Raw genomic sequence first — 23,081 nt, 5'->3', positions numbered from 1 at the left:
CGATCTCCTGAGTGACGCGAGGGTCCTGAGGTTACTTTTCCTTGGGGGTCTTTTCTCTGACTTTGATGGTCATGACCTGACGGCCGCGGTAATAGCCGCAGGACTCGCAAACACGGTGCGGCCGGATGCCGGCGCCGCATTGCGGGCAGCGCGTCGCGCTGATCACGTCAAGGGCATCATGCGCCCTGCGGGTGCGGGTGCGCGTGTTGGAATGCCGTCTTTTCGGATTTGCCATTGTCTTATTCCTCCTTCAATCGATCACGAATTTTTTTCAGCTTCTCAAAAGGGCTGTTTTTGAGCGCTTCGCCGTCTTTGACCGGCTTTTCTTTTTCAGGATCTTTGTCCTGATAATTCACATCGATGTTTTCACAGCCCGGCGCGTAATAAACCATGGGCTGCTCCAACAGGACCGCTTCACGCAAATCGTCGGTCGTATCGATCTCTTCCTTATCCTGGATCATGTAATACAGGTCGAACGCAACGTCCAGGGGCTCGTCGACTTCCTTCAGGGTCTTGCCACAGATGCGCCGCACGTTGCTGCGCAAGTTGCCTTTGAAACTCAGCGTCTCGTTCTGTTTGACAAGCACGCCCTCAAGCACCAGCGGTTCGAGAAACTTCAAGTCGACCAGTTCCACTTCCAATTTCTTGGGGTCATACGCCGCGGTGACTTCCTTGGGAACCCCTTCCTGCAAAACACTCAGCACAACTTTCATAGGCGACCCCCTGCGAAAGGCGCGCCCTTAATAATTCAGAAGGCGCTCGCGTACTTTCGCGGCAATAAAATCCGGAACAAATTTGGAGACATCTCCCTTAAGGAGGGCGATTTCTTTCGTCAAACGCGAGGACAGATAAAAATGGTTCTCCGAAGGCATCAAGAACACCGTGTCCACTTCTTTGGACAAGCGCCGGTTGGTCAGCGCCATCTGGAATTCATAATCGAAATCCGACGTGGCGCGAAGCCCGCGGATGATCGTTCTCGCCTTTTTCCGTTTCGCGTATTCGACAGTCAAACCTTCGAGGCTGTCGATCTTGACGCCGCGCATCCCCTTGAGCGCGCGCTTCACGAAGTCCACGCGCTCTTCGATCGTAAACAGGGCATTTTTCCCCGCGTTTACGGCCACGACCACAATCAATTCATCGAACAGCTTTAACGCCCTTTTAACCAGGTCGATGTGACCATAGGTCACAGGGTCAAAACTCCCCGGATAAATAGCTCTTCGTTTCTCCATCCTGTGACTCCAACCGGAAATAAAAAGACAGGCAGTTTTGACCTATCTTCTTGGTTCGCGCGAGCTTCAATGATTGAAGAGACTCAGGCAACTGTTCCTGCCTCGAGTGGCCCACGACGACCTGAGCGAAGGGCGTCAATATAGCAGATTGATCCAGGCGGTTCAACGTCTTTTTCACAAGTCCTTGATTGAACGGAGGATCGACAAAAACCAGTGAAAAAAACCGCTTCTCTTTTTCGAGCTTCTGGATGGCCCTCAAAACGTCGATTTGCAGCACCCGTGCCTTGGCTTCCAGCCCCAGGTCTTCCAGGTTCTTTTCGATGACCCGGGTGGCCCAATCCGCGCGGTCCACGAAGACGACGTCCAGCGCGCCGCGGCTCAAGGCCTCGAGTCCGAGCGACCCGCTCCCAGAATAAAGATCCAGGATATGCTTGCCGTCGACCAGACTGCCCATGATGTTGAAGACCGTTTCCTTGCTGCGATCGGTCATGGGACGCGTCAGGCGCGATTTCGGAAACTGGATCTTCCGCGATTTGAGCTCACCACCAATAATTCTCATACTTGCCTCCCCGGCAGTCTGCGGTCATTGCCGCTTTACGGTACTATGGGCAGTTAGAACGCACTAGTTTAATAGCGAATGGGAAAATGATCGAGAAATTTTTTAAGCGCGGCCCAGCGCGGGTTTTGCTCCCAATCCGGCCCCTTGACGACTTCCGTGGCGGCCGCGCGCGCTTCCAGCAGGATTTCCTGGTCCAGCACCGGATGCGCGACGCGGAAAAGCGGCTCCCCGCTTTGGCGTGTCCCCAGAAAATCCCCGGGACCGCGCAGCTTCAGGTCTTCTTCGGCGATCACAAAGCCGTCCTGCGTCTTGGTCATGATCCTCAGCCGCTTCTTGCCTTCATCGGTCGTGGGTTCTCCGAATAGAAAACATTCGGACGGCTTCTGCCCCCGTCCGACACGCCCTCTCATCTGATGCAGCTGGGACAGGCCGAAACGTTCGGCGTTTTCGATCACCATCATCGTAGCGTTGGGGTTATCGACGCCCACTTCCACGACGGACGTGGCCACCAGCGCCTGGATTTTGCCGTCTTTGAAATCGCGCATGATCGCATCGCGCTCTTCGCCCGGCATGCGGCCATGGACCAGCCCGACTTTCGCGTCCTTGAACGGGCCTTTGCGAAGCGCGTCGTAGCCCGCGGTCGCGGCCCGCATGTCTGACTTTTCGGTTTCGTCGATGAGCGGATAAATGAAGTAGGCCTGCTCGCCTTTTTTTATTTTTTCGAGCATGTGCCGCAAAACTTCCGGCTGTTTTTGCCGCGTGATCCAGTAAGTCTTGATCGGCTGGCGGCCCGCGGGAAGCGTCTTCACGGCCGAAACCGACAGGTCGCCGTAAACGGTCAGCGCGAGCGTGCGCGGGATCGGCGTCGCGGTCATGACGAGCTGGTGCGGGCGCAGCTCCCGGTTGAGGAGCTGGCAGCGCTGGTACACGCCGAACTTGTGCTGCTCGTCGATGACGACCGCGGCAAGCGAGGCGAAGCGCACGTCTTCCTGCAGGAGCGCATGCGTGCCTATGGCGCAGGAGAGCTTCCCCTGCTTCAACTCCGCCAGCATCTTTTCGCGCACCGCGGGCGCGGTCGCCGACGAAAGCATCTTCACCGTGATGCCCGCGGGCTGCAGCAGCTTCTTCAGCGTTTGCAGGTGCTGATTGGCGAGGATTTCGGTCGGCACCAGCATCACGGCCTGGCGTCCCAGCTTTGCGGCAAGGAACATTACAAAGGCGCCGAGCACGGTCTTGCCGCTGCCCACATCGCCCATCAGCAGGCGGTTCATCGGAATTTCGAGAGCGAGTTCCGCCGCGATTTCGCTCAGAGCTTCTTCCTGCCCGGAGGTCAGCTGGAAAGGAAGCGCGGAACGGAATTCCTCCAGATGCGCGGGTTCGGCACGAAGCGGCTGCGCTTTATGGCGCGCTTTCATGAGCTCCAGCTTCTGGAACAGCAGGACTTGGAAAACAAAAAATTCGTCGAACACAATCCTGTGCCGCGCCTTGTCGAGGAGTTCCTGCGACGACGGGAAATGCATTTCACGCACGGCCTGCGGAAGCGGAAGAAGGCCGCGGGTTTCGCGAAAATCTTCCGGCAGGTACTCGGCGATCAGGCCGTCCAAGTGCTGCTGCACGGCCTCGTGAAAAACGCCGCGCAGGGTTTTCTGGTACAGACCCTCGGTCAAGGGGTAGATCGGCGTGATGCGGCCGGTATGCACGGCCTCTTCCTCCGGATCCAGGATCTCGAATTCCGGGGAATTCATCTGAAGGCGGTCGTTACGCAGGTCGGGCTTGCCGAAAAAAATCACTTCGCGGCCTTCCTCGAACTGCGCCTGGAGATACGGCTGATTAAACCAGACCGCCGGGATCATGCCTGTCTTGTCGCCCAGGTGGACTTCCAGGATCGAGATGCCGCGGAAACGCTTCAGGCGCGTGGAAAGTACCGTGCCTTTCAGCGTCACGGGCTCGCCCGCCCGGACTTCTTCGATGGGCCTGAGATGGCTGCGGTCTTCGTAGCGGCGCGGGAAATAATAGAAGAGGTCGCGGAGCGTGCAGACGCCGAGCTTTTCCAGGATCAGGGCCCTTTTGGGACCGATCCCTTTGAGGTAACGGAGATTCGGGGCTTGCGTCGGGGCCTCTTGCATGGTGCCTTTTCGCGGGCGGATGCCCGCGGGACAACAAAACTACTGCGCGCTCGCCGGCGCTGCGGCTTCCGCGGGAGCGGCATTGGCGGCAGGCGCCGTCTGCGCTGCGGGAGCTGCCGGTACGGCAGGAGCTGCAGGAACAGCGGCGCTGGAAGGAACCGCGGGCAAAGCATTCGCCTCGCTCTTTTTGGCCTCGGCCTTCACTTTTTCGAGCGCGCGCTTGATCTGGTCGACATCGATCGGCGCCGACGTGCGGGTCTCAAGAAGGCTGCGGCTTTTGTTCGCTTCGATAACGTCGAGCGAAATGCAGGTGATCATGAAGCAGATGGCGGAAACGCTCGTGGCCTTGGTCATGAAATCCGCGGCCTTGGTGCCGAAAAGCGTCTGGACGTTGCCGCTTCCGAACGAAGCGCTCGCAAGGCCCTGGCCGCGCCCGCCCTGGATCAAGATCACGAAAACGAGAACCGCGCAAACAATGACGTGAAGAATCGTAACGAGAACAGCGATCATTGGTTTACCTCTGCCTTGCAGGCTTCCACCGCATTTTGGATGATTTGAGTAAAGCTTTCCGCCTTGAGCGAAGCGCCTCCGACAAGGGCGCCGTCCACGTTGGGCTTGGACATCAGCTTGCCAATGTTGTCGGGCTTCACGCTGCCGCCGTAGAGTATCGGCACTTTCGCGCCGATCTCCTGCCCCACTTTTTCGTTGAGAAGGCGGCGGATGTAGGAATGCATCTGTTCCGCCTGTTCGGGCGTGGCCGTGTGGCCGGTGCCGATGGCCCATACAGGCTCGTAGGCAAGGACGATGCGCGACACTTCGTCGCCGGTCAGGCCCTTCAGCGCTTCTTCGAACTGGCGCTTGACCACTTCGAAATACTGCCGGGCTTCCCGCTCTTCCAGCGTTTCGCCGATGCACAAAATGGGAATCAGGCTGTATTTGATCGCCGTCTTGACCTTCTCCCGGATCAGCTCGTCGGTTTCCTTGAAGAACTGCCGGCGTTCCGAATGGCCGAGAATCACGTAGCGGCAATTGAGGTCTTTGAGCATCATCGGAGAAATCTCTCCGGTGAAGGCGCCTTCGGCTTCGTTGTGCATGTTCTGTCCGCCGAGCTCGATGTTGCTGTCGCGCAGGAGCGGCGACACCGCGCCGAGCGCGGTAAACGGAGGGCAGATCACGACATCGCAATCCGCCACTTTGGAGACGCCCGCCTTGATGGTTTGCACGAGCGTCGAGGCCTCGCTGGCCGTCTTGAACATTTTCCAATTTCCCGCGATGAAAGGCGTCTTCATTCCGTCTCCTTTAGCGTTTTCCGGCCAGTTTCTTTTCCTGAAGGACGGCAATGCCGGGAAGCACGGTGCCTTCGAGAAATTCCAGGGAAGCCCCGCCGCCGGTGGACACGTGGGACATTTTGTCGTCCAGGCCGAATTGGCGCACAGCCGCGGCCGTATCTCCGCCGCCGATGATCTTCGTGGCTTTCAGGCCCGCGATAAATTTGGCAAGCTCAAGCGTGCCCTTGTCAAAAGGCTTTACTTCGAACAGGCCCACGGGACCGTTCCACACGATGGTCTTGGCCTTGGAAAGAATCTGCTTGTAGCTCTCGACCGTTTTGGGGCCGATGTCAAAACCCGACCAGCCGTCGGGAATGTCAGACTCGGTGACCTTGGCTTCGGAAGCCCGGTCGATGCCAGGAGCAATCACGCGATCGCTCGGAAAGTGCATGGGAAAATTTTTCTGCTTGGCCTTCTTCAGCGCTTCTTCGGCGAACGGCACGCCGTCCGGCTCGAACTTCGAATTGCCGATTTTGATGCCCATGAGCTTGTAAAACGTGTACGCCATGGCGCCGCCGATCAGCAGCGTGTCGGCCTTGTCGATGAGGTTGGAGATGAGTTTCACTTTGTCCGAGACCTTCGCTCCGCCCAGGATCGTGACGAACGGACGGTCGGGATTGGAGATCGCCTTGCCCAGGTATTCCACTTCCTTCGCCAGCAGGAATCCGGCGGCCGACGGCAGGAACTCCGTCACACCCACGACCGAGGCATGGGCCCGGTGCGCGGCGCCGAACGCATCGTCCACGTACACGTCGCCGAGCGCGGCCAGCTTGCGCGAAAATTCAGGATCGTTTTTCTCTTCTTCTTTATGGAAGCGCAGGTTTTCGAGCATCGCCACGTCGCCCGGCTTCATGGCGGCCACTTTACTTTCGACTTCAGGGCCGACGCAATCGGGAAGCATGAGGACTTGTTTGCCCAGGAGGCCGGAAAGGTGCTGCGCCACCGGCTTCAGGCTGAACTTGGCATCCGGAGCGCCTTTGGGCCGGCCCAGATGCGACATAAGGATGACCCTGGCATTCTGCTTGGTGCAATAATGGATCGTATCCAGGGATTTGGAGACGCGAATGTCGTCGGTGATCTTGCCCTGCTCGTCCATGGGGACGTTGTAGTCGACGCGTATGAGGACGCGCTTGTTCTTAATGTCCATCTCTTGAATGCTCTTGATTTTATCCATAAATAGGCCTTTGGTGCTTATGAGTCGTGATCAGGGATGAGGATGCGTAAAGACGGGATATTATAGCGGATACGGCTTTTTTTCCAATGAGTATTTTCAGCCGCGGCCCGGAATCCGTTCAAGACTAAAGGAGTTGGTATTCCTTCATCTTGTTGTAGAGCGTGGTGCGATTGATGTTTAAAAGGCTGGCCGCCTTTTTGCGGTTCCATCCGCTCTGCTCGAGGGCCTTCTTGATAATCTGCTTTTCGGGCTCTTTGAGAACTTCTTTGAGTGAAAGCACTTCTTGATTCGTCAGCGTGAAAGACTCGCTCTTGCTCGTCAGGCAGTCCGGAAGCACGTCCACGTCCAAAATTTCCCCGGAGGACAGGACGACCGCGCGTTCGAAAACGTTTTCCAGCTCGCGGATGTTGCCCGGCCACGGGTAGTCGAGGATCAGCTTCATGGCCGCGCTGCTGATGGTCCTGACATTGCGCTTGGTCTTTTCCGAATAAAACTGGATGAAATGCTTCACCAGCGCCGCAATGTCGCCGCGGCGTTCACGCAGGGGCGGAATGTCGATCGTAATGACGTTCAGGCGGTAATAAAGGTCTTCACGAAAATTACCTTTCTTGATTTCTTCCGTGAGATCGCGGTTGGTGGCCGCGATGATGCGGACGTCGACCTGGATGGTTTTCGTGTCGCCGACGCGCTCGAAGACTTTCTGCTGAAGGACGCGGAGCAGCTTGACCTGGAGGTAAGGCGGCAAGGCGTCGATTTCGTCGAGGAAAATCGTCCCGCCGTTGGCCATTTCGAAACGGCCGATGCGGTCGCGGATGGCGCTGGTGAACGCGCCCTTGATGTGCCCGAAGATCTCGCTTTCCAGCAGCTCGCGAGGGATCGCGCCGCAGCTGACTTCCACGAACGGCTTGTCCTTACGCGCGGGATCGCTGTAATGGATGGCCATGGCGGTCATGCCTTTACCCGTTCCGCTCTCCCCGCGCAGAAGCACCGTCGTATCCGTATTGCTGATGGCGCGGATAATCTGGTAAATCTTCTGCATTTTTGGATCTTCGCCGATCAGGTTGTGAAAATGAGAACGCTTTTCTTCGAGCTCCTGTTTCAGGCTCGTGTTTTCTTCCTTGAGGAGCAGACCGTCCATGACGCGGGACACGACCAGCTTCAATTCGTCGTCGTTGATCGGCTTGGTCAGATAATCGACGGCGCCCAGCTTCATGGCTTCAACAGCCGTTTCGACGGTTCCAAAACTGGTCATCATGATGACTTCGAGCTCGGGGTCTTCTTGTCTGGCCGCCTGGAGCACATTGATGCCGTTGGTGGACGGCAGCCGGAGATCCAGCATGGCCAGGGCAAATTTCTTCTGCGCGATTTTCTTCAGAGCCTCGGGTCCGTCGCCCGCCTCCTCGACGTTGTAACCTTCGCGGCGCAGCACCTCGGCAAGCGATTCCCGCACAAGGGCGTCGTCTTCGATGATCAGGATGTTTTTAAGCATGGGATTTTAGGCTCTCCTTAAGAGGGGTAAGTGAATGATAAACGTCGTGCCGATTTCGGGCATGCTTTCGAATTGGATGCTGCCGCCGCACTTTTCGACGATCTCGCGGGAAATGGCCAGGCCGATACCGGTTCCTTCTCCCTGCTTGGTGGAAAAGAACGGCTCGAACAGGCGCGTTTTAACCGCGTCCGGAACGCCGCAGCCCGAATCCTGGATCTTGACGGTAATCGTGGTATCAAAAATGGAAGTCGAGATTTTCAGCGTGCCGCGGCCTTTCATGGCCTGGTACGCGTTCTTGAAAAGATTCCGAAAAACAACAGCGAGGCCGCAGTCCGGCACGACGCACTCTTCCGGCGCCAGCTCCAGCCGCACGTGGACGCCTTCGAAATTATCGTCGTGGGAAACGCCTTCGAGGCTTTTGCGCAGCACCTGATGGAGTTCGGACTCGCGCAATTCCATTTTCGCGGCGTGCCGGGAATACTGAAGAAGCCCGCGGATGACCTGGATGGCGCGGCGGATGCCTTCCTTGGATTTCATGATGTACTGCCGCGCCAGCGAATCTTCCATCACCTGCTCGAGCGCCAGATTCACGTAACGGCGTATGGAGTCCAAGGGATTGTTGAGCTCATGGGCGAGATTCGATGCAAGTTTTCCGATCGAGACCAGCGGCTCCTGTCGTTCGAGGGTCTGCTCGAGGATGACGACTTTTTCGCTCAAACGCTGATTTTCCACGCGGAACCGGCTGGCAAGCCGCATGTTGTCGTAAGCAATCGCGATGTGCTGTGCGAAAAGCCGCGCGCGCACCATGTCATCTTCAGTAAAGGCATCAAAATTGGCCCGCTCCGTGATGTTGATAACGCCGACGAGCTTGTTCGAAGAGATCAGCGGAATGGACATGAAGGAATGCGTTTCATAATTGCCGGCCCGGCGGTAATGGCTGAATTGGCTGTCGTCGTGAATGTCTTTAACCAGGACGCTGCGGCCCTTGTCACCCACCCACCCCGCCACGCCTTCGCGGAGCCGGATATGCGCGTCACGGACCCTGTCGCAATAAGGCCCGCGGGCGGACTTCAGAACCAAGGCCTTCTTTTCTTCGTCCCATAGCATGAGCGATCCTGCATGCGCCTGAACGAGGGCCAGGACCGAATCCAGCGCGAATTCGATGAAGTTGTCCGGGCTTGCAAAGAAGTGAGGCTCAGGATTGAGCGGGAGAACGCCGGTGGAAGAAGCGCCGGCACTGGGGTTTTGGGACAAGCTTGATTTCATGAGATCCGGGATGTCTTTAAATTTGGACAGCTGTCGAAATGCCGCCCCAAAGATGACGGAAGTATATCACAAGGTCCCGGCGGGTCAATAGAAAGTGTTTAAAAAAATTTTCTCTAAGTCATTTTAATTCAACACGATATAATAATATCCTTATTGCCCTTTGTTGCTCCAAATTGATCACGGGTGAGCCATACCTCCCAGAGGAAAATTGTTGAAAAAGCAGGACGCGCAAGGCGTTTTTACAATTTGATGGCCTTGCGGGAAAACGAAAGGAAAGAATCGTGGGTTTTAGGCTTGCTTCAAGGCGTCGAGCTGGGCCTTAGCGCGGGAAGAAAGCGGATGTTCGGGATAATCTTTGAGGAAATTTTCGTAAAGCTGAATCGCGGCGCCATGGTCTTTAAGGCGATTCTCGGTAAGCAGCGCCTTGAGGAAAAGCCAGCGCCCCTTTTTTTCCGGCTGAGTCTCCTGCGCCATCTGACCTTCGATTTCTTTGATCATGTCCTGCCAGGCTCCGAGTTGGGCATATGCAGCCGTCTTAAAGCGGGTCGCAATTTTACGGACGTTTTCGTCCGGATTCTCGGTTTCAAGGCCCTGGTAAACCAGAATCGCTTCACCCAGGATCTTGTTCGATTGTTCCGTATCCCCGGCTTCACGGAAGTGCTCTGCGCGCAAAAGCGGGACCTGGAGGGACGGCGAAGTGTTCGGATAGTCCTGCTCAAGCTGCTTGTAGAGCGTGTCTGCCTGCTCCCAATTCCCCTCGTCCTGATAGGACTTAGCCATGAGCAGCTCAACTTCGCTCCGCTCGAGCGACTTGCCTTTGAAATACTGCTCGAGGGCCTTGTTGTACCAGCCGCGGCTTTTTGTAAAATCTTTTTTGCCCTGGTAGAGCATGCCGATCGTCACCGAGGTTTTTCCGGCAAGCCCGTGGTTCGGGTAATCCTTGAAGTACAGCCCCCACAAACGTTCCGCTTCGGCGAGATTGTCTTCACGCCAGCGCAATTCCGCGGCAGCCAAAAGGGCCATAGGCGCATAGCCGTTTTCGTGATGCTCGCGGTAAAGGGCTTCCCAGGTGTCCACGGCAGGCTGCGTGTCGCCTTTCACCATGTATGCCATGGCCAAATAATTTTTGACGGGAGCGGCTGTATCGATGGGGCCGAGCTGCTTGATCAGGCCCTGGTAATGATCGAGCACGCGGACAAACTGCTGTTCGAAACCTTTGTCATCTTTCGCCTGCTTGTAATGAAGCAGGATCTTGATGGGCGCGTATAGCCCGCGCACGTGCAGCGGATTGTACTCCGCGGCTTCCCAGTAGGCTTTCTGCGCGGCGTCCCAATTCCCTTCAGCCTGGTAGATCTGCCCGATACGGTCGCGGGCTTCGGCGACCCGGTCCTTATCGGCGCTGTAATCTTCCACGATGGTCTTCATGGCATCCCGCGCCTCCGAGTACTTCTTCTGCTTGAGCCGGAGGTTGGAGATGGCAATCAGGCTCTCCATGGCTTTGGGCGTGCCGGGAAAACGATCAACCACGTGTTGAAACGCGGCAATCGGCTCTTCCAGGGCTTCTACGGGCGCGGACAGCTTGATGCTCTCCAGGGTTTTCTTGGCCTTGAAAAATTCTTTCTCGGCCAGATAACTCCTGCTGCACCCGCTGAGCGCCACGCTCAACGCCAGAAAATAAAGGGCATTTCTCACGCGCATCGTAAAATCCTTTTAGGCCTGGGCTTTCCGCTTGAAGGTAAAAAGCATCAGTCCCAATCCGAGGAGCAACATCGTGGAAGGCTCGGGATTGCTCGGATAATTACCGTTGAAATCCGTAGCACCCACACCGCCGCCGTTTCCACCACCACCGCCGCCACCGGCGCCGCCAGTACCCCCCGTACCGCCCGTGCCGCCGGAACCGCCAGCACCCCCGGCACCTGCTCCACCAACACCACCGCCGCCCCCAGCACCGCCGGGTCCGCCGCTGTTATTGCTGTCGCCGCCGCCGGAACCGGAACCACTGCCGGAACCGCTGCCGGAGCCGGACGAAAACAGGACCAGAAGCCCCGTGATGAGCGCCGTCAGAAGCAAGCCACCGACAAGCCACGTCTTGGTCCGAGACCAGAAGCCATGGGTCTCGCCAAGGATGAGCTGGTCCTGAAGCGACGTTTCCATCTCGTCTTCCGTAAGATCTTCGATGGACGCGTGCTCAAGGTCCAAGTCCTGCGTGGACGGAAAAAGCGCTTCCATGAGCTTAGAATCCACCAAAACCGGCGGATCCACGGTCATCTGGAAATCGTGCCAGTCGACGCTGGGATTTTCAGGAGCCACATTGGCCGGAGTGAAATTGGCCATAACGCCCTGGATCTCGGGCACCGCGGCATGAACGCCCCACGCGGGAAGGGTCAAGCACAACGATAAAACCAAAAAGGTTTTTATGCTTTTCATACTTTATTCCTCGCCTTTAGATAGAGTATGGTCGAGACCGATGTAACATAGAGGTCGATGACCATCGTGATAAAAATGCCGGAATACAAAATCAAAAGAACGCTTTCCGGATAAAACCTTACAAAAGACGGCGCCGTCGATTTAAGAAAAGAAAGCGCGACGCCGATGACGCACGGGATAAAAATCGCCCCGATCAAAACGCCTCCCTGTTCCTTCAAAGTCCCAAAGCCTTCCACGAGTGCCTTGAAAAATCCGTTTTTCGAAGTCATGACTGCCGTAAACAAAAAAGCCGTGATCGCCTGGATGACCACAAACATGAGTAAGATGACCATAAATTCCGCGGGCAGCGAATGCGGGATATGCGGCATCAGGAAACTCGTGCCGTACCGCATGATGAGAAAAGCCGGGATCCAAACCGCCAAAAGCCCGAAATACTTCTGAAAGGACGATTGCGCCGCGGTAAGCGTCGAAACGCCGGTATGAAGCACCGCAGCTTCTATTAATTTAATAGTAATACCGCTGACTAAGAGGCCGACGACGGTAAGAATGGCAGCATTGGCATAACCGTAAAGCTTAGGCAGAAGAAGAAAGTTATCCGGGTAATGAAGAAACCGGTCTCCCCAGAAGCGCCGGATGATGGGCGCAAAAATCTTCGAGAACGGCGCGGAGTGAGCAAGGAACAAAGTCGTCAACGCCAAGGCTTCCGCAACCGCCAAAAACAAAAAAAGAAGCATGATCATCGGATTCTTCGCGATGACGGACAATGCTTCTCTGTGCAGTTGGGAGATTTTTTTCAGCATAGCGTTGGCTTGAATAAAACTTAGTCCACACTCTCTTTCCGCTAGATTTCGCGCAATAAACCCTGGCCCCTCTTGCAAGGGGCCAGGGTTAGGAGCCTCGAAATAGCTAGCTATAATATGACTTACAGCAAACTATTCAAGAATTACTTTTTAAAACGCAGCCCGATCATTCCGAGCAGAGCACCACCAAAAAGCAGCATCGTGCTAGGTTCAGGAACGAACACCAGCGGGCCGCCGGTGACGTTATCATCCGGAGACAATCCGCCGTTATCGTACGTGATATAACCCACGAACGAAATCGGGAACGGGGCATTCGGGGTATTGAACGGGCCGTGAGGAATGTAATATTCAATCACGCTCCCGGTCGAAAACGAACCCCCATTCGTCACTAGATCTCCCGTAGGACCAAACACGTTGAAGGTAACGGTGACCTTTTGACCAGTACCGTTAGCATTCGCCGTGTGTTCCATCGAGAAATCGATGATGCCGTCATTGTTGAAATCGGCATCCAGGAAAACCGTGACTTTCGGTCCCCCCAGAGTTTCGTCAACAAAAGACGGGGCTGCATAAGTTTCGACCAGCAAATAGATACCATCGTTGGCCGCATTGCTATCACCGAATCCAAAGCCTTCGATTTCCTGAAGCAGCGTGACATTCTTAATGTCGTACTGATCGGGAATCAACGCTTCGTTAACGTCGCTAACATTGAGATAGTAGTTATATCCCGTGTTATTCCATTCGGTAGCCGGCGCGATGGCGCCATTGATGACCGGAACCGCGTAAGCGCTCGACATGCCCATCATGAGCACGCCGGCGATCATCGCTAGTAATCCAGCAGTCTTTTTCATATGCTATTTCTTGCTCCTTTCTTTAGTAGTTAACGAAAAACCCGCGAGGATTGTTTCGTTTGTTATCTGCCAGTCCTCAAGATCACGGTGAGCGCCGTAAGGGCGATCACTTTGATGTCGAGAAGCGGGCACATCTTTTTGATATACAACACGTCATATCGAACTTTTTTCTTCACGTCCTCAATGCTGCTGTCATAACGTTGGCGAATCTGCGCAAGGCCGGTCACGCCAGGCTTCGCAAAATGACGCTTGTCATAATGCGGGATCTGCGCGCGCAGTTCCTTGACGAAATGCGGGCGTTCGGGGCGCGGGCCGACAAGGCTCATCTCGCCTTTGAGGACGTTGAAAAACTGAGGGATTTCATCCAGGTGCGTGGTGCGGAGAAAGTGGCCGAGCTTGGTAACGCGCGGGTCGTTTTCGACGGCCCAGACCGGACCACTTTTGATTTCCGCGTCCTGACGCATGCTGCGGAACTTGTAAATGCGGAAGGTCTTGCCCTTCTGGCCGACGCGTTCCTGGCTGTAAAAAATCGGGCCCCGGGAATCGAGCTTAATCCAGATCGCGATCAACAGCATGATCGGCGAGCACACCGCAAGACCGACGATCGAAACCGTCAAATCCAGGGCTCTCTTGACAAAAATGCGCCAGGACGTGGTCAACTCCACGTACGACCGGGTCAGAACTTCCAGGGCCTTTTCCTCGATGGGGACCTCCCCTTTCGAGATTTTGTGGTAACGGCGCAGCATATAGTCGCGCATCAGGTTGTTTTTAATTTCCTGGAAAGTGACGTTCATTGTTTAAATTCCGCCTTTGCAAGAATTGGTATAAATTTGAATGCCATGAGGACGTAGTCCACGTTTCATGGTGTCTTAAGCACGATCTGTGCCAAGTAAGAAAAAAGAGGGCCCGGATGTAGTGGTTATAACCCTATATTTTAAAAGGGTTTAAGAAAAGCCCGAAAGCCCTTTAAAAGATGCTTATGTTACTTTTGCGAATCGTTTGTTCAAAATAAACAACACATTCCCCGCCTTCAATCGTAACTCTAATCATTTAAAAGAGTTGTGATAATATTTCCGTGTGCTTCTTTTTCACCCAATGTTACTATTTATAACCCAATGTAATGAAATATCTTACAGCAATTGTCAGGGGAAATCCGTAGGGGAAATAAAAAAATTCAACCGACGGTTATTTTGAACGTCAGGCGGGCTGGCGAGCCCCGGTCAGATAGGGCAGGAGATCCTGGAGAAAGGCCTTGAGGTCCTGGGCATCAGCCCCCGCGAGGCGGATAAGCATGACTTCCGTTTCCTTGCGGGAGATCCGGTCCAGGGCAAACTGGAGCTGCTGGGCGTAATAATTCGTGGTGAAACGATTCCCGATTTTATAAAGATAAAGAACTTGCTGCTGGTCGTCGGGATGACGCTCGTTCACGGCCCGGAACTGCCGGATGCCGATCGTCCCCGTTTCAGGAGTAGAAAATTTGGATTCCACGTCGTCGACGATGTTGAAATTCGCTCCGAGGTAGCAGACTTCCGGAGGATGCGCGACGCGGCGGTCTTTTTCGGAACTGACGAGCAAAAGATGAAGCTTCTTGCCTTCCGCGTTCTGATAATTCCGCGACAGCACGTTGCGCGTTTCGAGAATTTCGAGCGTCCTCTGATCCGGCGGCGTGTCCTCGCCTTTCCACGCGCCGATCTCTTTCGGAAAAGTCTGGAAGAACGGGCTCATCGAGGCTGAAATGCTGAATGCCGCGGGCGGCGTGAGGCGGAACGCGGATAAGGCTCCGAGATAAATCAAAACCAGGAGAAAGGCTTTTCCGTTTTTAAGCACGCGCGGCCTCCAGTTGACGGCGGATCAGCATGAACAGCGCGAACGCGATGACGAACACGACAAAGCCTGAAGCGTCGTGAATTTTTCCGTGCACGGCTTCCTGGCCGTAGATCTCTGCGATCAGCGCCAACCCAAAAACCCTCAATAAGTTGGAGAAAATCGCCAGCGGCAGTCCCGCGAAAATCAGGATCGCTTTCCCCCACCACTTCGTTTTACCGCCGTACGCAAAAACAAACCCGAGGCAAAGAAACGCGAGGAAAGAACGCAGTCCGCTGCACGGATCGCCTACCAAAAGAAAAGAGTTCGGCATGACCAGATAACTTCCGTTGCGGTACGCCTTGAATCCGATCGCGTTCAGGCACGTGGTCGCGAGTTCTGTCACGAAGAATTTCATCCTGAGCGTCGTTTCCGAAACGACGAGCAGCGGCAGCGGCACCATGAGGAAAAGAAAGAAAAGAGGAAACGCGATTTGCCGCGTGAATTTCGTGCCCGCGGCGGCAAGCGAAATGCCGAACAGGCAGATCACGAACGAAAAGCACGACAGAAAATAAACGCGCATGATCGCGGCGAAAATCTGCATGAGCGCGGCAACAATGAGAAACGGAAGACCCCAGGCGCTGGACTTCAGTTCCGTGGCCGCAAGCGTGGCGCGTTTTTCCCAAATCCAGTACGCGGTGACCAGCGGGATGAGAAAGCCGTGCGCGAAATAGGAATCGGGCGCTTTCCAGCGGTCCACCATCCAAAGAAACGAAGGCGTAAAGGTCCAGACAAGCAGCGCTGCCGCGGCCGCCAGGAAAAGCCAGTTCAGATTGAAAGAGGTTTTGCTCGTGGTTGTCATGGTTTCAGGCCGTGCACTGTCCAGGCCGGCAAACAATTTTTAAATCTTACTCAAGGGACTCTCATTTTGCAAAGCCCTGAAAAAAATGATCGCCGTTGACGCAAAACACTGGACAGTGCTAGAAGGTAACTCCTTACAGGGCTTATTGATAGGCCTTTTCCCAGATCCCCTTCGTGTCTTTCTTCAAAAAGCGGAAAGACGCGGCCAGGGCCGAATAATTCAGCAGGCAGAACGTGTACGGAATGTAGCCGATCCCTTTCCGGGACGTGAGACGCTCCCAAAGCCACTCCGTCAGCGCAAGCCCGTAAAAAAGGGCCTGCGCCGCGAACAGCATGCGGTACAGCGGGTCGCCCATCAGGGGCAGATTACCGGCAAAGGCGCCGATCATGAAGAACGGCACCATCAATCTCAAAAATTTGTGCGAGAAAAGCTGCCACGCCACCCTGCTCTTGCGCGGATCGAAGAGCTCCGAGAAATGCCCAAAGATCTGATAGTTTCCGGCCAGCGTCCTCACCTTGCGCTTGAACTCTTCCTTGCCTTTGCTCGAAACCAGATCGAAGGCCTTGGCTCTGGATTCGAAAATCACGCGATAGCCTTTGACCACGATCGACAGCGGCGTGTACATATCATCGACGAGAATGTCCATGGGAAGCGGCGTAAACAGCCGTCGCCTTACCGCATAAATGGCGCCGGTCGCGCCGAGCGTGGAACCGATGCGGCTCTCCATCTTGCGCAAAAATTTTTCATACTTCCAGTAAGCGTCCATGCCCTTGCTGACGCCCGCGCCTTTGACCTGTTCGAAATAAAGCTCGCCCGAAACCGCGCCGACTTCCGGATCGTTGAAATTATCCACGAGTTCGCGGATCGCCTGCTTGTCGAAACGCTGCCGCGCGTCCGTGAAGACCAGGATGGAGCCGCGCGCTTCGTTGATGAGTCCGTTCAGCACATGCGGCTTGCCGAAATTGGAGACAAAGCGGAAAAATTTCACGCGCGCGTCGGAGAATTTGGAAATGATTTCGTCGGTTTTGTCCGAACCGCCGTCGGAGCCGATCAGGATCTCGATTTTTTCGGCCGGATAATCCATTTCCAGCAGATTGCGGATTTTGTCCTCGATCCAGCGCTCTTCATTGAAGGCGGAAAGAATGACGCTGACGAACGCGTCGTGCTTCCCCTTTTTTACGTCGCGGCCGGCGAGGCGGCTGACGATCCATAAAAGAAGCGGATAACCGGCATAGGCGTAGACCACCAGCCCGCAGCAAAGCCAGAAGAAAATCTTCATGCCGCTCCCCCCGGACCGCGGGCCGCGGCTTTCAGACGCGCCGCGTGATCATAAATGCCGGGGCCCAGCAGGCGGCGCAGCCTTTCTTTGATTTCTTCACGGAAATGGCGCGATCCGAAATCCGCGCGCAGCCATTGCCCGAGCGTTTCCGGCGCATCGAAGCGTGTCGGCGCCAGCCGCTTGACGTAGAAGGGCTGAACCGGAACTGGATTGACTCCAAAATGCGAGGTAAACATGTTTTGATATCCTGCTTGCCGGACGAAGCGGCCCACGCGGCCGCTGTAAAAGCCGCGCGGCACGGAAAAACTCCGCACCGGACTGCCCAGCCCGTCTTCCAATTTCTTTTTGGCTTCCGCGGTTTCGCGAAGGAGTGCGCCATCGGCCAGCGGCGGAAGCGGCACGTGATCGTAGCCGTGCGCTCCGATCTCGAATCCATCCGCGGCCAAAGCCCGCAGTTCATGCCAATCCATGTACCCGGAGAGGCCGACTTTTCCCGCGGAGACAAAAAAGATTCCGGTCATGCCGCGCACTTTCATCGCCGGGGCCGCGTACGCGGCGTGGCTTGAAAGACCATCATCAAAGGTCAGGAGTATGGCTTTTTCCGCCAAAGACGGCGAAAACGCTTCATGGCTTGAGAGGACTCGGCCTCCTTCGGAACGGATCAGGTCGAGATGGCGTTCAAAAACTTCCGCCGGAAGGACGTAAGCGCGTTCGTCATGATGAAATGAGTATTCCCCTTCGCGGGATTCCAGGCCATGGTAATTGAGGACGGTCAAAAAAGGTTTCATCGTCACTTCCGGAGCTGGATTACAGCAATTTCCGGGCGGCACAAAAAACGGATCGGCAGCGCCTTGATCCCGATGCCCCGGTTCACATACATCCGCGTATTGCCTTTCTGAAACAGGCCGCGCATGTACGGCGTCCGATTCGCATATTCCGACATGCGGATCAGAAAATCGATTCCCACCTGGCCGCCGTGCGTGTCACCGGTCAGAAAAAGCGGAATTTTCGCAGCCGCCACGCGGTCGAACATGTCCGGGCTGGGCGCAAGGATAATGCTCGGAACGCCCGGCGGCAGCCCGCGCACGGCATTACCGAAAGGGTCCTTGAAATAAAAAGCATCATCCACGCCCGTCAGCCAAAGCGATTTACCGCCGGGTAAATCGAGCCGGAGGGTTTCATTGATCAGCCAGCGGATGCCCGCAGGCCCCAGTTCCCTGACCATCCCCGCGGAATCCAGGACAATGTGGTCCGTGTCGCCGGGAATCGCAAAAATGCCCAGGCGAACCTTAAAGCTGCGGAACAGTTCGATCGCGGGCTTGATTTCCGTCAGGTCATCGATAACGTCGCCCGTGAAAAATAAAATGTCGGGTTTGAGACGGTTGACTTTGCGAATCAGCTGCCGGTGCAGAAACTTGAGCCCGCCCTGGTTCAAATGGATGTCGGTAATCTGCACGATCGTCAAATCGCCGGCAACATCCGCAAGGCCGGGGTCCTTGATCACCACTTTTTCAACTTTGATCCAGTTGGGCTCGATGAGGTGGGAATCCACGAAGACGACGATGCCGGCCAGCACCGCGGCCAGGACGAGCTTCGCCAGTCCGGTGATCTTTCCCGTGACCGCGCGTGTGAGCGCGGCAAAGCCCAGCCCGCCCGCCGTAAAAATAATAAAGGCGGCCTTCACAAGCCCATACGCGGTCATGGCCTCCGGCTCCGCCTCATCTGCATGTCTTCTTCGAACGCTTCGAACACGTACGGCACCGTGGACAGAAAAATATTGGGCCGGTGGTAAATCGGCTTCTCAAAAACAAGCCCGTCCAGATGCGGGTCCGTCGAACGCCGCTGGTTTTTCATCAGAAATTCCACGTAGTGGTCGGCCGCTTCAGCCCACTTGGGGTCGTGGGTCAGAAAATAAACGTAGGCAATGCCATGCAGGATGGCCGAGCCGGAGTACTCCTTGGGGGTCAGGTAATTCATGAGCTTGATCAACATATCCGCCACCGGCTTGTCCTGCGTCAGCTGGTGGTAGGCGATAAAAGCGGACACATCATACCACGACATGTACATTTCGTGCTTCTCTCCGCTCCACGTTCCGTCTTTTGGATTATAATTTTCGAGAAAACTGCCGTCCGGCTGCTGGCCTTTCAAAAAGATCCCGATCAGTTTGTCCGCCAGTTTTTTGTAACGATCGTCGCCTGTCGCGTCATAAAGCATCACGCTCCCCCAAAGCGCGTTGGCCATGGCGCGCTGCGGGGCCATGTCGGGATGGCCGGTATATGTGAATTTTTCTTTCAGGAAAAACTCGCCGACCTCTTTGGAGACTTCCAGCACGCGCTCATCGCCGGAAAGATAGTAATACAGGAGAAGTCCGGCCACGTTCGTGTGGCTGGCCTCGTCGCTCCGGCCGCTCCAATGGTCGCCGCTATGGCGGTGCATGGATCCGGGCTGGGACATGTCGTCGCTCAGCGACTTCAGGCGCGGGTCGCTGGCGATCGTGTTGTAATGGATCGTGTCCACGTCCATGATGTGTCGCGCGAGGTTCTCGCCGAATTCGAAATATTTCCACTGCCCACTGCGGGCGAATTGAAGCAGAGCTCCGTAATGCGTGCCGGGTCCTTCGCAGTTGTACCAGCCCCAGCGGCCCACGGGATGCCAGCCCGGCTGTGGATAAACGCCGCTGTCGTCTTCCGCGCGGAACCATGTCAGCGTGTCCCCGAAATTGAGCATGCCGTACCATTCTTCCGCCAGCGGCCAGTAAGCCGCCCAATGGAAAAGGCCTTCGAGCATTTGCTCGGGCTTCGCGTACTGCCGCTCCACGGGAAAAAGCCGCCCCAGCGCGCCCGTGGCGTCAAGCCAATACGGATTGGGCCGGGCGATCAGCCTTTTGCCGAAGCTTACGGCCCTGTCCTGCACTTCCGCGGGGCTGCCGCCGTGAAAATGGAAAAGGATTTCGTGTGTCTTGGCCAGGCCGAAGGCGCTGCCGCGCGCGGCATCGTCCGGGCCGAGCGCCTTTTCCGTGGTCTGCAGGTCGAGCGGTCCCGCGGCTTCCGGCCACAACCACAGCTCGATGGTTTTTGCCGCGGGATCCACGGAAAAACCCTTGGGAAAATTTTCCCGGAAATCGCGCACGGTCACGGCAAGGCCTTCCTTCATGTTCGAAACGTCGAACCAGCCCGCGGACGCGGCCTGCGGATTCGCGGCGGCGCCCGCGCTTGTAACCTGCGTTTCTTTCCAGCTCTTTTGGAACACGTTGAGAGCGGACGCTCCGTTCAGCACCAGAGGCGCCTCCGGAAACTGGCCGATCACCTGACGTTCTTCGCCCGAAGGAATGAAATTGTAGGGAAGACGCACGCCGAACGCATCGATCGTTTCGTTCGGCGGCAGGACAATATCTTTGTATTCTTCATAATATTTGTTGGCGGGATAGCCGGTATAAATCAGCGTATGCTCCACCTTCACGAAATTTTTCCCCTGATAAAACGTGTAATGGACGATCACCTTGCAGTAGCGTTCGCCTTTTTCGTCGACCAGCCAGCTTTCGCCGCGGATCACGGCCTTTTTGGTGCCGCGCTCCTCGACTGCGAGGGTGTAGCCCTGGGTGTCGCGGTCGGCGCGGTACACAGAGCCCTTCCCTTTCAATTCCAGGACCGCGCGGTGGACCATGCGTTCGTCCGGAGAAAACTCCAGGTCCTGATTGGCATCGAAATAAACCGTGTCGAACAGCGTGAATTCTTTTTTGCTGAGCCCCACTTTGAGCGGGCCGGTCTTCACCCAGATCATGCCGGATTCTTCCGTGAGCTCGAGATTGCCTCCAAATTCCATGGTTTGCATTTCCGAGCTGTAATCCAGAAAAAATCCTGTGCCCTGCCCCGGCGGCAGCGTGGCCTCGAAATACAGGCCGACCCATTTGATCGACCCGTCCGGCCAGCGCGCGAGCACGCGCGGCTGGAACGGCATGTCTTCCTCGCCCGCGGAACGCAGCCGCAGGTTGTTCAGGGATTTGACCTCGCTCATAGGCAGCGGCACCGAGCCTTCCACGGGGCAGAGCCAGCAAAGCGCGGGCGTTTCATTGCGGACTGCGAAAGGAATGCGCACGATGGGCACGCGCGACTCCGGGTTGGGCAAAAGCCAGGCGGGCTTGCGCAGCTGGAATCCGTAATCGACCGGGTTGATGCCGGCGGGCACCACAACCTGCGGCACCGAGGGCAAAGGCAGCGCCGTACCTACTGGCGGCGCAGCCATGCCCGCGCCGGCCAGCCGGATGTCATCGAGATAAAAAATCATGTCGTGTTTGGGACGCCCGTAAAACGAAACCTGATTGACCTTCGCGGCATTCAATTCCGCCGCGATTTTGGCAATCGGGATCGCAAAGCGCCTGCCGCTTTTGCCGGGGACGGGCACGTCCTCTTTGAAGCTGCGGCCCGTACTGTCCACAACGAGGACGGTCAGCGAAATCGCTTCCACGCCCGGATTAAAAACCGCGGCCTGAAAGGTCCCGTAGCGGGACCAGTCAAAACCGCCTCGCCGGCTGCGGACCAGGTCGTCCAGCAAAACGCCCCCGAATTCTTCGGCCGCGCCGCGCACCGTGATCTGCGCGGCACGCGCGCCTTCGGCGGGATTGTCGCCGCTCGAGAGCATGACCGCGTTGACTTTTTTCCACGCCTCGAAATCGGAATTTTTTTCGAAATTCGAAAAGAGGAAGGTGCCGTCCGCCTGGCGTCCCGGAAAAGAAAATGTCTTGCCGAGTAAAAGGCGCCCGAGCGAAAACGTGCCGCCTTGCAGGCCCTGGGCTTCCTGCCCGCTCCAGCTCGTAACGCGCATCAGCCCGAATCCGGCGGCAAATCCTAAAATAAAGCAGCCCAAAACCGTCTGGAGGATCAGGTCGGCCGGCGCGCGGCGGCGTTTGGTGTGGCGCCGCCGTCTCCGCTTCCGCATCCGGTGCCCGGAGGCACTCTCTTGCGCCTCCTGCTCCCCGGGTTCCCCGGTCTCCGCTTCCACTTCTGTATCCGATTCCAATTCCGGCGCTTCTTCATGCTCCGGCGTCCCGGAAGGCACAGCTTGCTTCCCCGCGTCCTTGCCGCGCACCATGCGCCCGAGGATCTGGAAGATTTCCCTGATTTTGCCTTTCAGTTCATCCATGTCGCCCATGTCAGGCTTCCTTCGGAACAAGGTAGAGGTGATCGAGGTAGACTTTTCTTTCACCGGCGGCTTCCCAGACGAAAAAGGTCAGCTGTTCGATGTTTTGCAGTTTGATCACCGCCGCCATCTGCAGCGTCGGCATTTCGATGTAACGCCCTTCGCCCGGACCCAGCGTGACTTCCTGTTTGTAAGGAGTGCCCCAGCGGTCCTTGACCTGCACGATCATGCGCAGCGTGTCGGAGTTGGGATTGTATGCGTAGAACCGGAAAGCGGCGTAAGGCGTCCAATCGCTCAAGCCGAAACGGCTCGTAAAATATTCCTCGATGGAAACGCCGGAAAGTTTTTCTTTGCCGTAGAACGTGACGCGCGCGCCGTAATCGCCTTCCGACGGATGGTCCGTAGACGTTTCAATCATGGCGCCGCCCACGGTCCACAATTTGAAATCGTTCACGGTCTCGAAATTCGCCAGCACGAAAGTTCCGTCCTTCTGGTGCCCGGCCACGGGAATCGTGGGCGCGAAAGAGCGCCGCATCCACATGCGCGTGCGATCGGACAGAGAGCCCGAAGGCGCGGGACCCGCGGCCTGCGACGCGGCATTGCCGCCCACCCAGACGCCGAGCCAGGAGCCGGCAAGCAGACACGCAAGGCCCAGGACGAGGATCATCTTATAATTGGAATATTTCCGGCGCAGGCGCCTCAAAACCGGGATGCGCTCGACCACCGAAACGTAATAGTGATGAAAACTTTCCATG

The 23,081-nt window shown here is 56.3% G+C and carries 22 protein-coding genes; all 22 read right to left on the bottom strand.

The annotated features are described in order from the left end of the window. Nucleotides 1–31: 31 nt before the first annotated feature. The 22 genes from rpmF to VL688_10350 all read right to left on the bottom strand — a co-directional run bounded on the left by rpmF (nucleotide 32) and on the right by VL688_10350 (nucleotide 23,080). A complete protein-coding gene (gene rpmF / locus VL688_10455; GenBank protein ID HTL48465.1) occupies nucleotides 32–235 on the bottom strand; it encodes a 50S ribosomal protein L32 in 204 nt (67 codons plus the stop codon). Between the two features lie 4 nt (nucleotides 236–239). Next, on the bottom strand, nucleotides 240–713 hold the full coding sequence (locus VL688_10450) for a hypothetical protein (protein HTL48464.1): 474 nt from the start codon (nucleotides 711–713) through the stop codon (nucleotides 240–242). A 27-nt stretch (nucleotides 714–740) separates the two neighbouring features. Further along, the gene (coaD, locus tag VL688_10445; GenBank protein ID HTL48463.1) at nucleotides 741–1,229 is read right to left on the bottom strand and encodes a pantetheine-phosphate adenylyltransferase; all 489 of its coding nucleotides are present in this window, start codon (nucleotides 1,227–1,229) and stop codon (nucleotides 741–743) included. Next, the gene (gene rsmD / locus VL688_10440) at nucleotides 1,192–1,788 is read right to left on the bottom strand and encodes a 16S rRNA (guanine(966)-N(2))-methyltransferase RsmD (protein ID HTL48462.1); all 597 of its coding nucleotides are present in this window, start codon (nucleotides 1,786–1,788) and stop codon (nucleotides 1,192–1,194) included. The genes coaD and rsmD overlap by 38 nt, the downstream gene beginning before the upstream one ends. A gap of 68 nt (nucleotides 1,789–1,856) precedes the next feature. After that, nucleotides 1,857–3,914, bottom strand: a complete 2,058-nt coding sequence (gene recG, locus VL688_10435; GenBank protein ID HTL48461.1) for an ATP-dependent DNA helicase RecG — start codon at nucleotides 3,912–3,914, stop codon at nucleotides 1,857–1,859. A gap of 39 nt (nucleotides 3,915–3,953) precedes the next feature. Next, the gene (gene secG / locus VL688_10430; protein ID HTL48460.1) at nucleotides 3,954–4,424 is read right to left on the bottom strand and encodes a preprotein translocase subunit SecG; all 471 of its coding nucleotides are present in this window, start codon (nucleotides 4,422–4,424) and stop codon (nucleotides 3,954–3,956) included. Further along, entirely contained in the window at nucleotides 4,421–5,203 is a 783-nt protein-coding gene (tpiA, locus tag VL688_10425; protein ID HTL48459.1) for a triose-phosphate isomerase, read from the bottom strand. The genes secG and tpiA overlap by 4 nt, the downstream gene beginning before the upstream one ends. Before the next feature lie 10 nt (nucleotides 5,204–5,213). Next, nucleotides 5,214–6,416 (bottom strand): phosphoglycerate kinase, encoded by a 1,203-nt coding sequence (locus VL688_10420; protein ID HTL48458.1) that lies wholly within the window; start codon nucleotides 6,414–6,416, stop codon nucleotides 5,214–5,216. A gap of 124 nt (nucleotides 6,417–6,540) precedes the next feature. Beyond that, a complete protein-coding gene (locus VL688_10415; protein ID HTL48457.1) occupies nucleotides 6,541–7,905 on the bottom strand; it encodes a sigma-54 dependent transcriptional regulator in 1,365 nt (454 codons plus the stop codon). Between the two features lie 6 nt (nucleotides 7,906–7,911). After that, nucleotides 7,912–9,171: an ATP-binding protein gene (locus VL688_10410; GenBank protein HTL48456.1), complete on the bottom strand. Its 1,260-nt coding sequence runs from the start codon at nucleotides 9,169–9,171 to the stop codon at nucleotides 7,912–7,914. 288 nt (nucleotides 9,172–9,459) lie between these two features. Continuing rightward, nucleotides 9,460–10,869, bottom strand: a complete 1,410-nt coding sequence (locus VL688_10405; protein HTL48455.1) for a tetratricopeptide repeat protein — start codon at nucleotides 10,867–10,869, stop codon at nucleotides 9,460–9,462. A 12-nt stretch (nucleotides 10,870–10,881) separates the two neighbouring features. Continuing rightward, the gene (locus VL688_10400; GenBank protein ID HTL48454.1) at nucleotides 10,882–11,598 is read right to left on the bottom strand and encodes a PEP-CTERM sorting domain-containing protein; all 717 of its coding nucleotides are present in this window, start codon (nucleotides 11,596–11,598) and stop codon (nucleotides 10,882–10,884) included. Continuing rightward, nucleotides 11,595–12,338: a hypothetical protein gene (locus VL688_10395; GenBank protein ID HTL48453.1), complete on the bottom strand. Its 744-nt coding sequence runs from the start codon at nucleotides 12,336–12,338 to the stop codon at nucleotides 11,595–11,597. The genes VL688_10400 and VL688_10395 overlap by 4 nt, the downstream gene beginning before the upstream one ends. Before the next feature lie 203 nt (nucleotides 12,339–12,541). Then, entirely contained in the window at nucleotides 12,542–13,246 is a 705-nt protein-coding gene (locus tag VL688_10390) for a PEP-CTERM sorting domain-containing protein (GenBank protein ID HTL48452.1), read from the bottom strand. A gap of 62 nt (nucleotides 13,247–13,308) precedes the next feature. Beyond that, nucleotides 13,309–14,040, bottom strand: a complete 732-nt coding sequence (locus VL688_10385) for a sugar transferase (GenBank protein HTL48451.1) — start codon at nucleotides 14,038–14,040, stop codon at nucleotides 13,309–13,311. Nucleotides 14,041–14,443: 403 nt separating this feature from the next. Further along, nucleotides 14,444–15,073 carry an EpsI family protein gene (locus VL688_10380; GenBank protein ID HTL48450.1) on the bottom strand — a complete coding sequence of 210 codons (630 nt, stop codon included), beginning with the start codon at nucleotides 15,071–15,073 and terminating at the stop codon, nucleotides 14,444–14,446. Beyond that, entirely contained in the window at nucleotides 15,066–15,911 is an 846-nt protein-coding gene (locus tag VL688_10375) for an exosortase/archaeosortase family protein (GenBank protein ID HTL48449.1), read from the bottom strand. Before VL688_10375 ends, VL688_10380 begins: the two co-directional genes overlap by 8 nt. Nucleotides 15,912–16,053: 142 nt before the next feature. After that, on the bottom strand, nucleotides 16,054–17,190 hold the full coding sequence (locus tag VL688_10370) for a glycosyltransferase family 2 protein (GenBank protein HTL48448.1): 1,137 nt from the start codon (nucleotides 17,188–17,190) through the stop codon (nucleotides 16,054–16,056). Beyond that, nucleotides 17,187–17,978 (bottom strand): polysaccharide deacetylase family protein, encoded by a 792-nt coding sequence (locus tag VL688_10365; GenBank protein HTL48447.1) that lies wholly within the window; start codon nucleotides 17,976–17,978, stop codon nucleotides 17,187–17,189. The genes VL688_10370 and VL688_10365 overlap by 4 nt, the downstream gene beginning before the upstream one ends. Before the next feature lie 2 nt (nucleotides 17,979–17,980). After that, nucleotides 17,981–18,892, bottom strand: coding sequence for a metallophosphoesterase (locus VL688_10360; GenBank protein HTL48446.1), 912 nt, complete (start codon nucleotides 18,890–18,892; stop codon nucleotides 17,981–17,983). After that, complete coding sequence (locus tag VL688_10355; GenBank protein HTL48445.1) at nucleotides 18,889–22,338, bottom strand: hypothetical protein; 3,450 nt, start codon at nucleotides 22,336–22,338, stop codon at nucleotides 18,889–18,891. Before VL688_10355 ends, VL688_10360 begins: the two co-directional genes overlap by 4 nt. Nucleotide 22,339: 1 nt before the next feature. Continuing rightward, nucleotides 22,340–23,080, bottom strand: coding sequence for a hypothetical protein (locus VL688_10350; protein HTL48444.1), 741 nt, complete (start codon nucleotides 23,078–23,080; stop codon nucleotides 22,340–22,342). Between the last annotated feature and the right edge of the window lies 1 nt (nucleotide 23,081).

This window comes from Verrucomicrobiia bacterium (genome assembly GCA_035495615.1).
GTDB lineage: Bacteria > Omnitrophota > Omnitrophia > Omnitrophales > Aquincolibacteriaceae > DATJFP01.
Note: the sequence above shows the minus strand (reverse complement) of the source record. Positions and strands in the feature narration are given on the sequence as shown.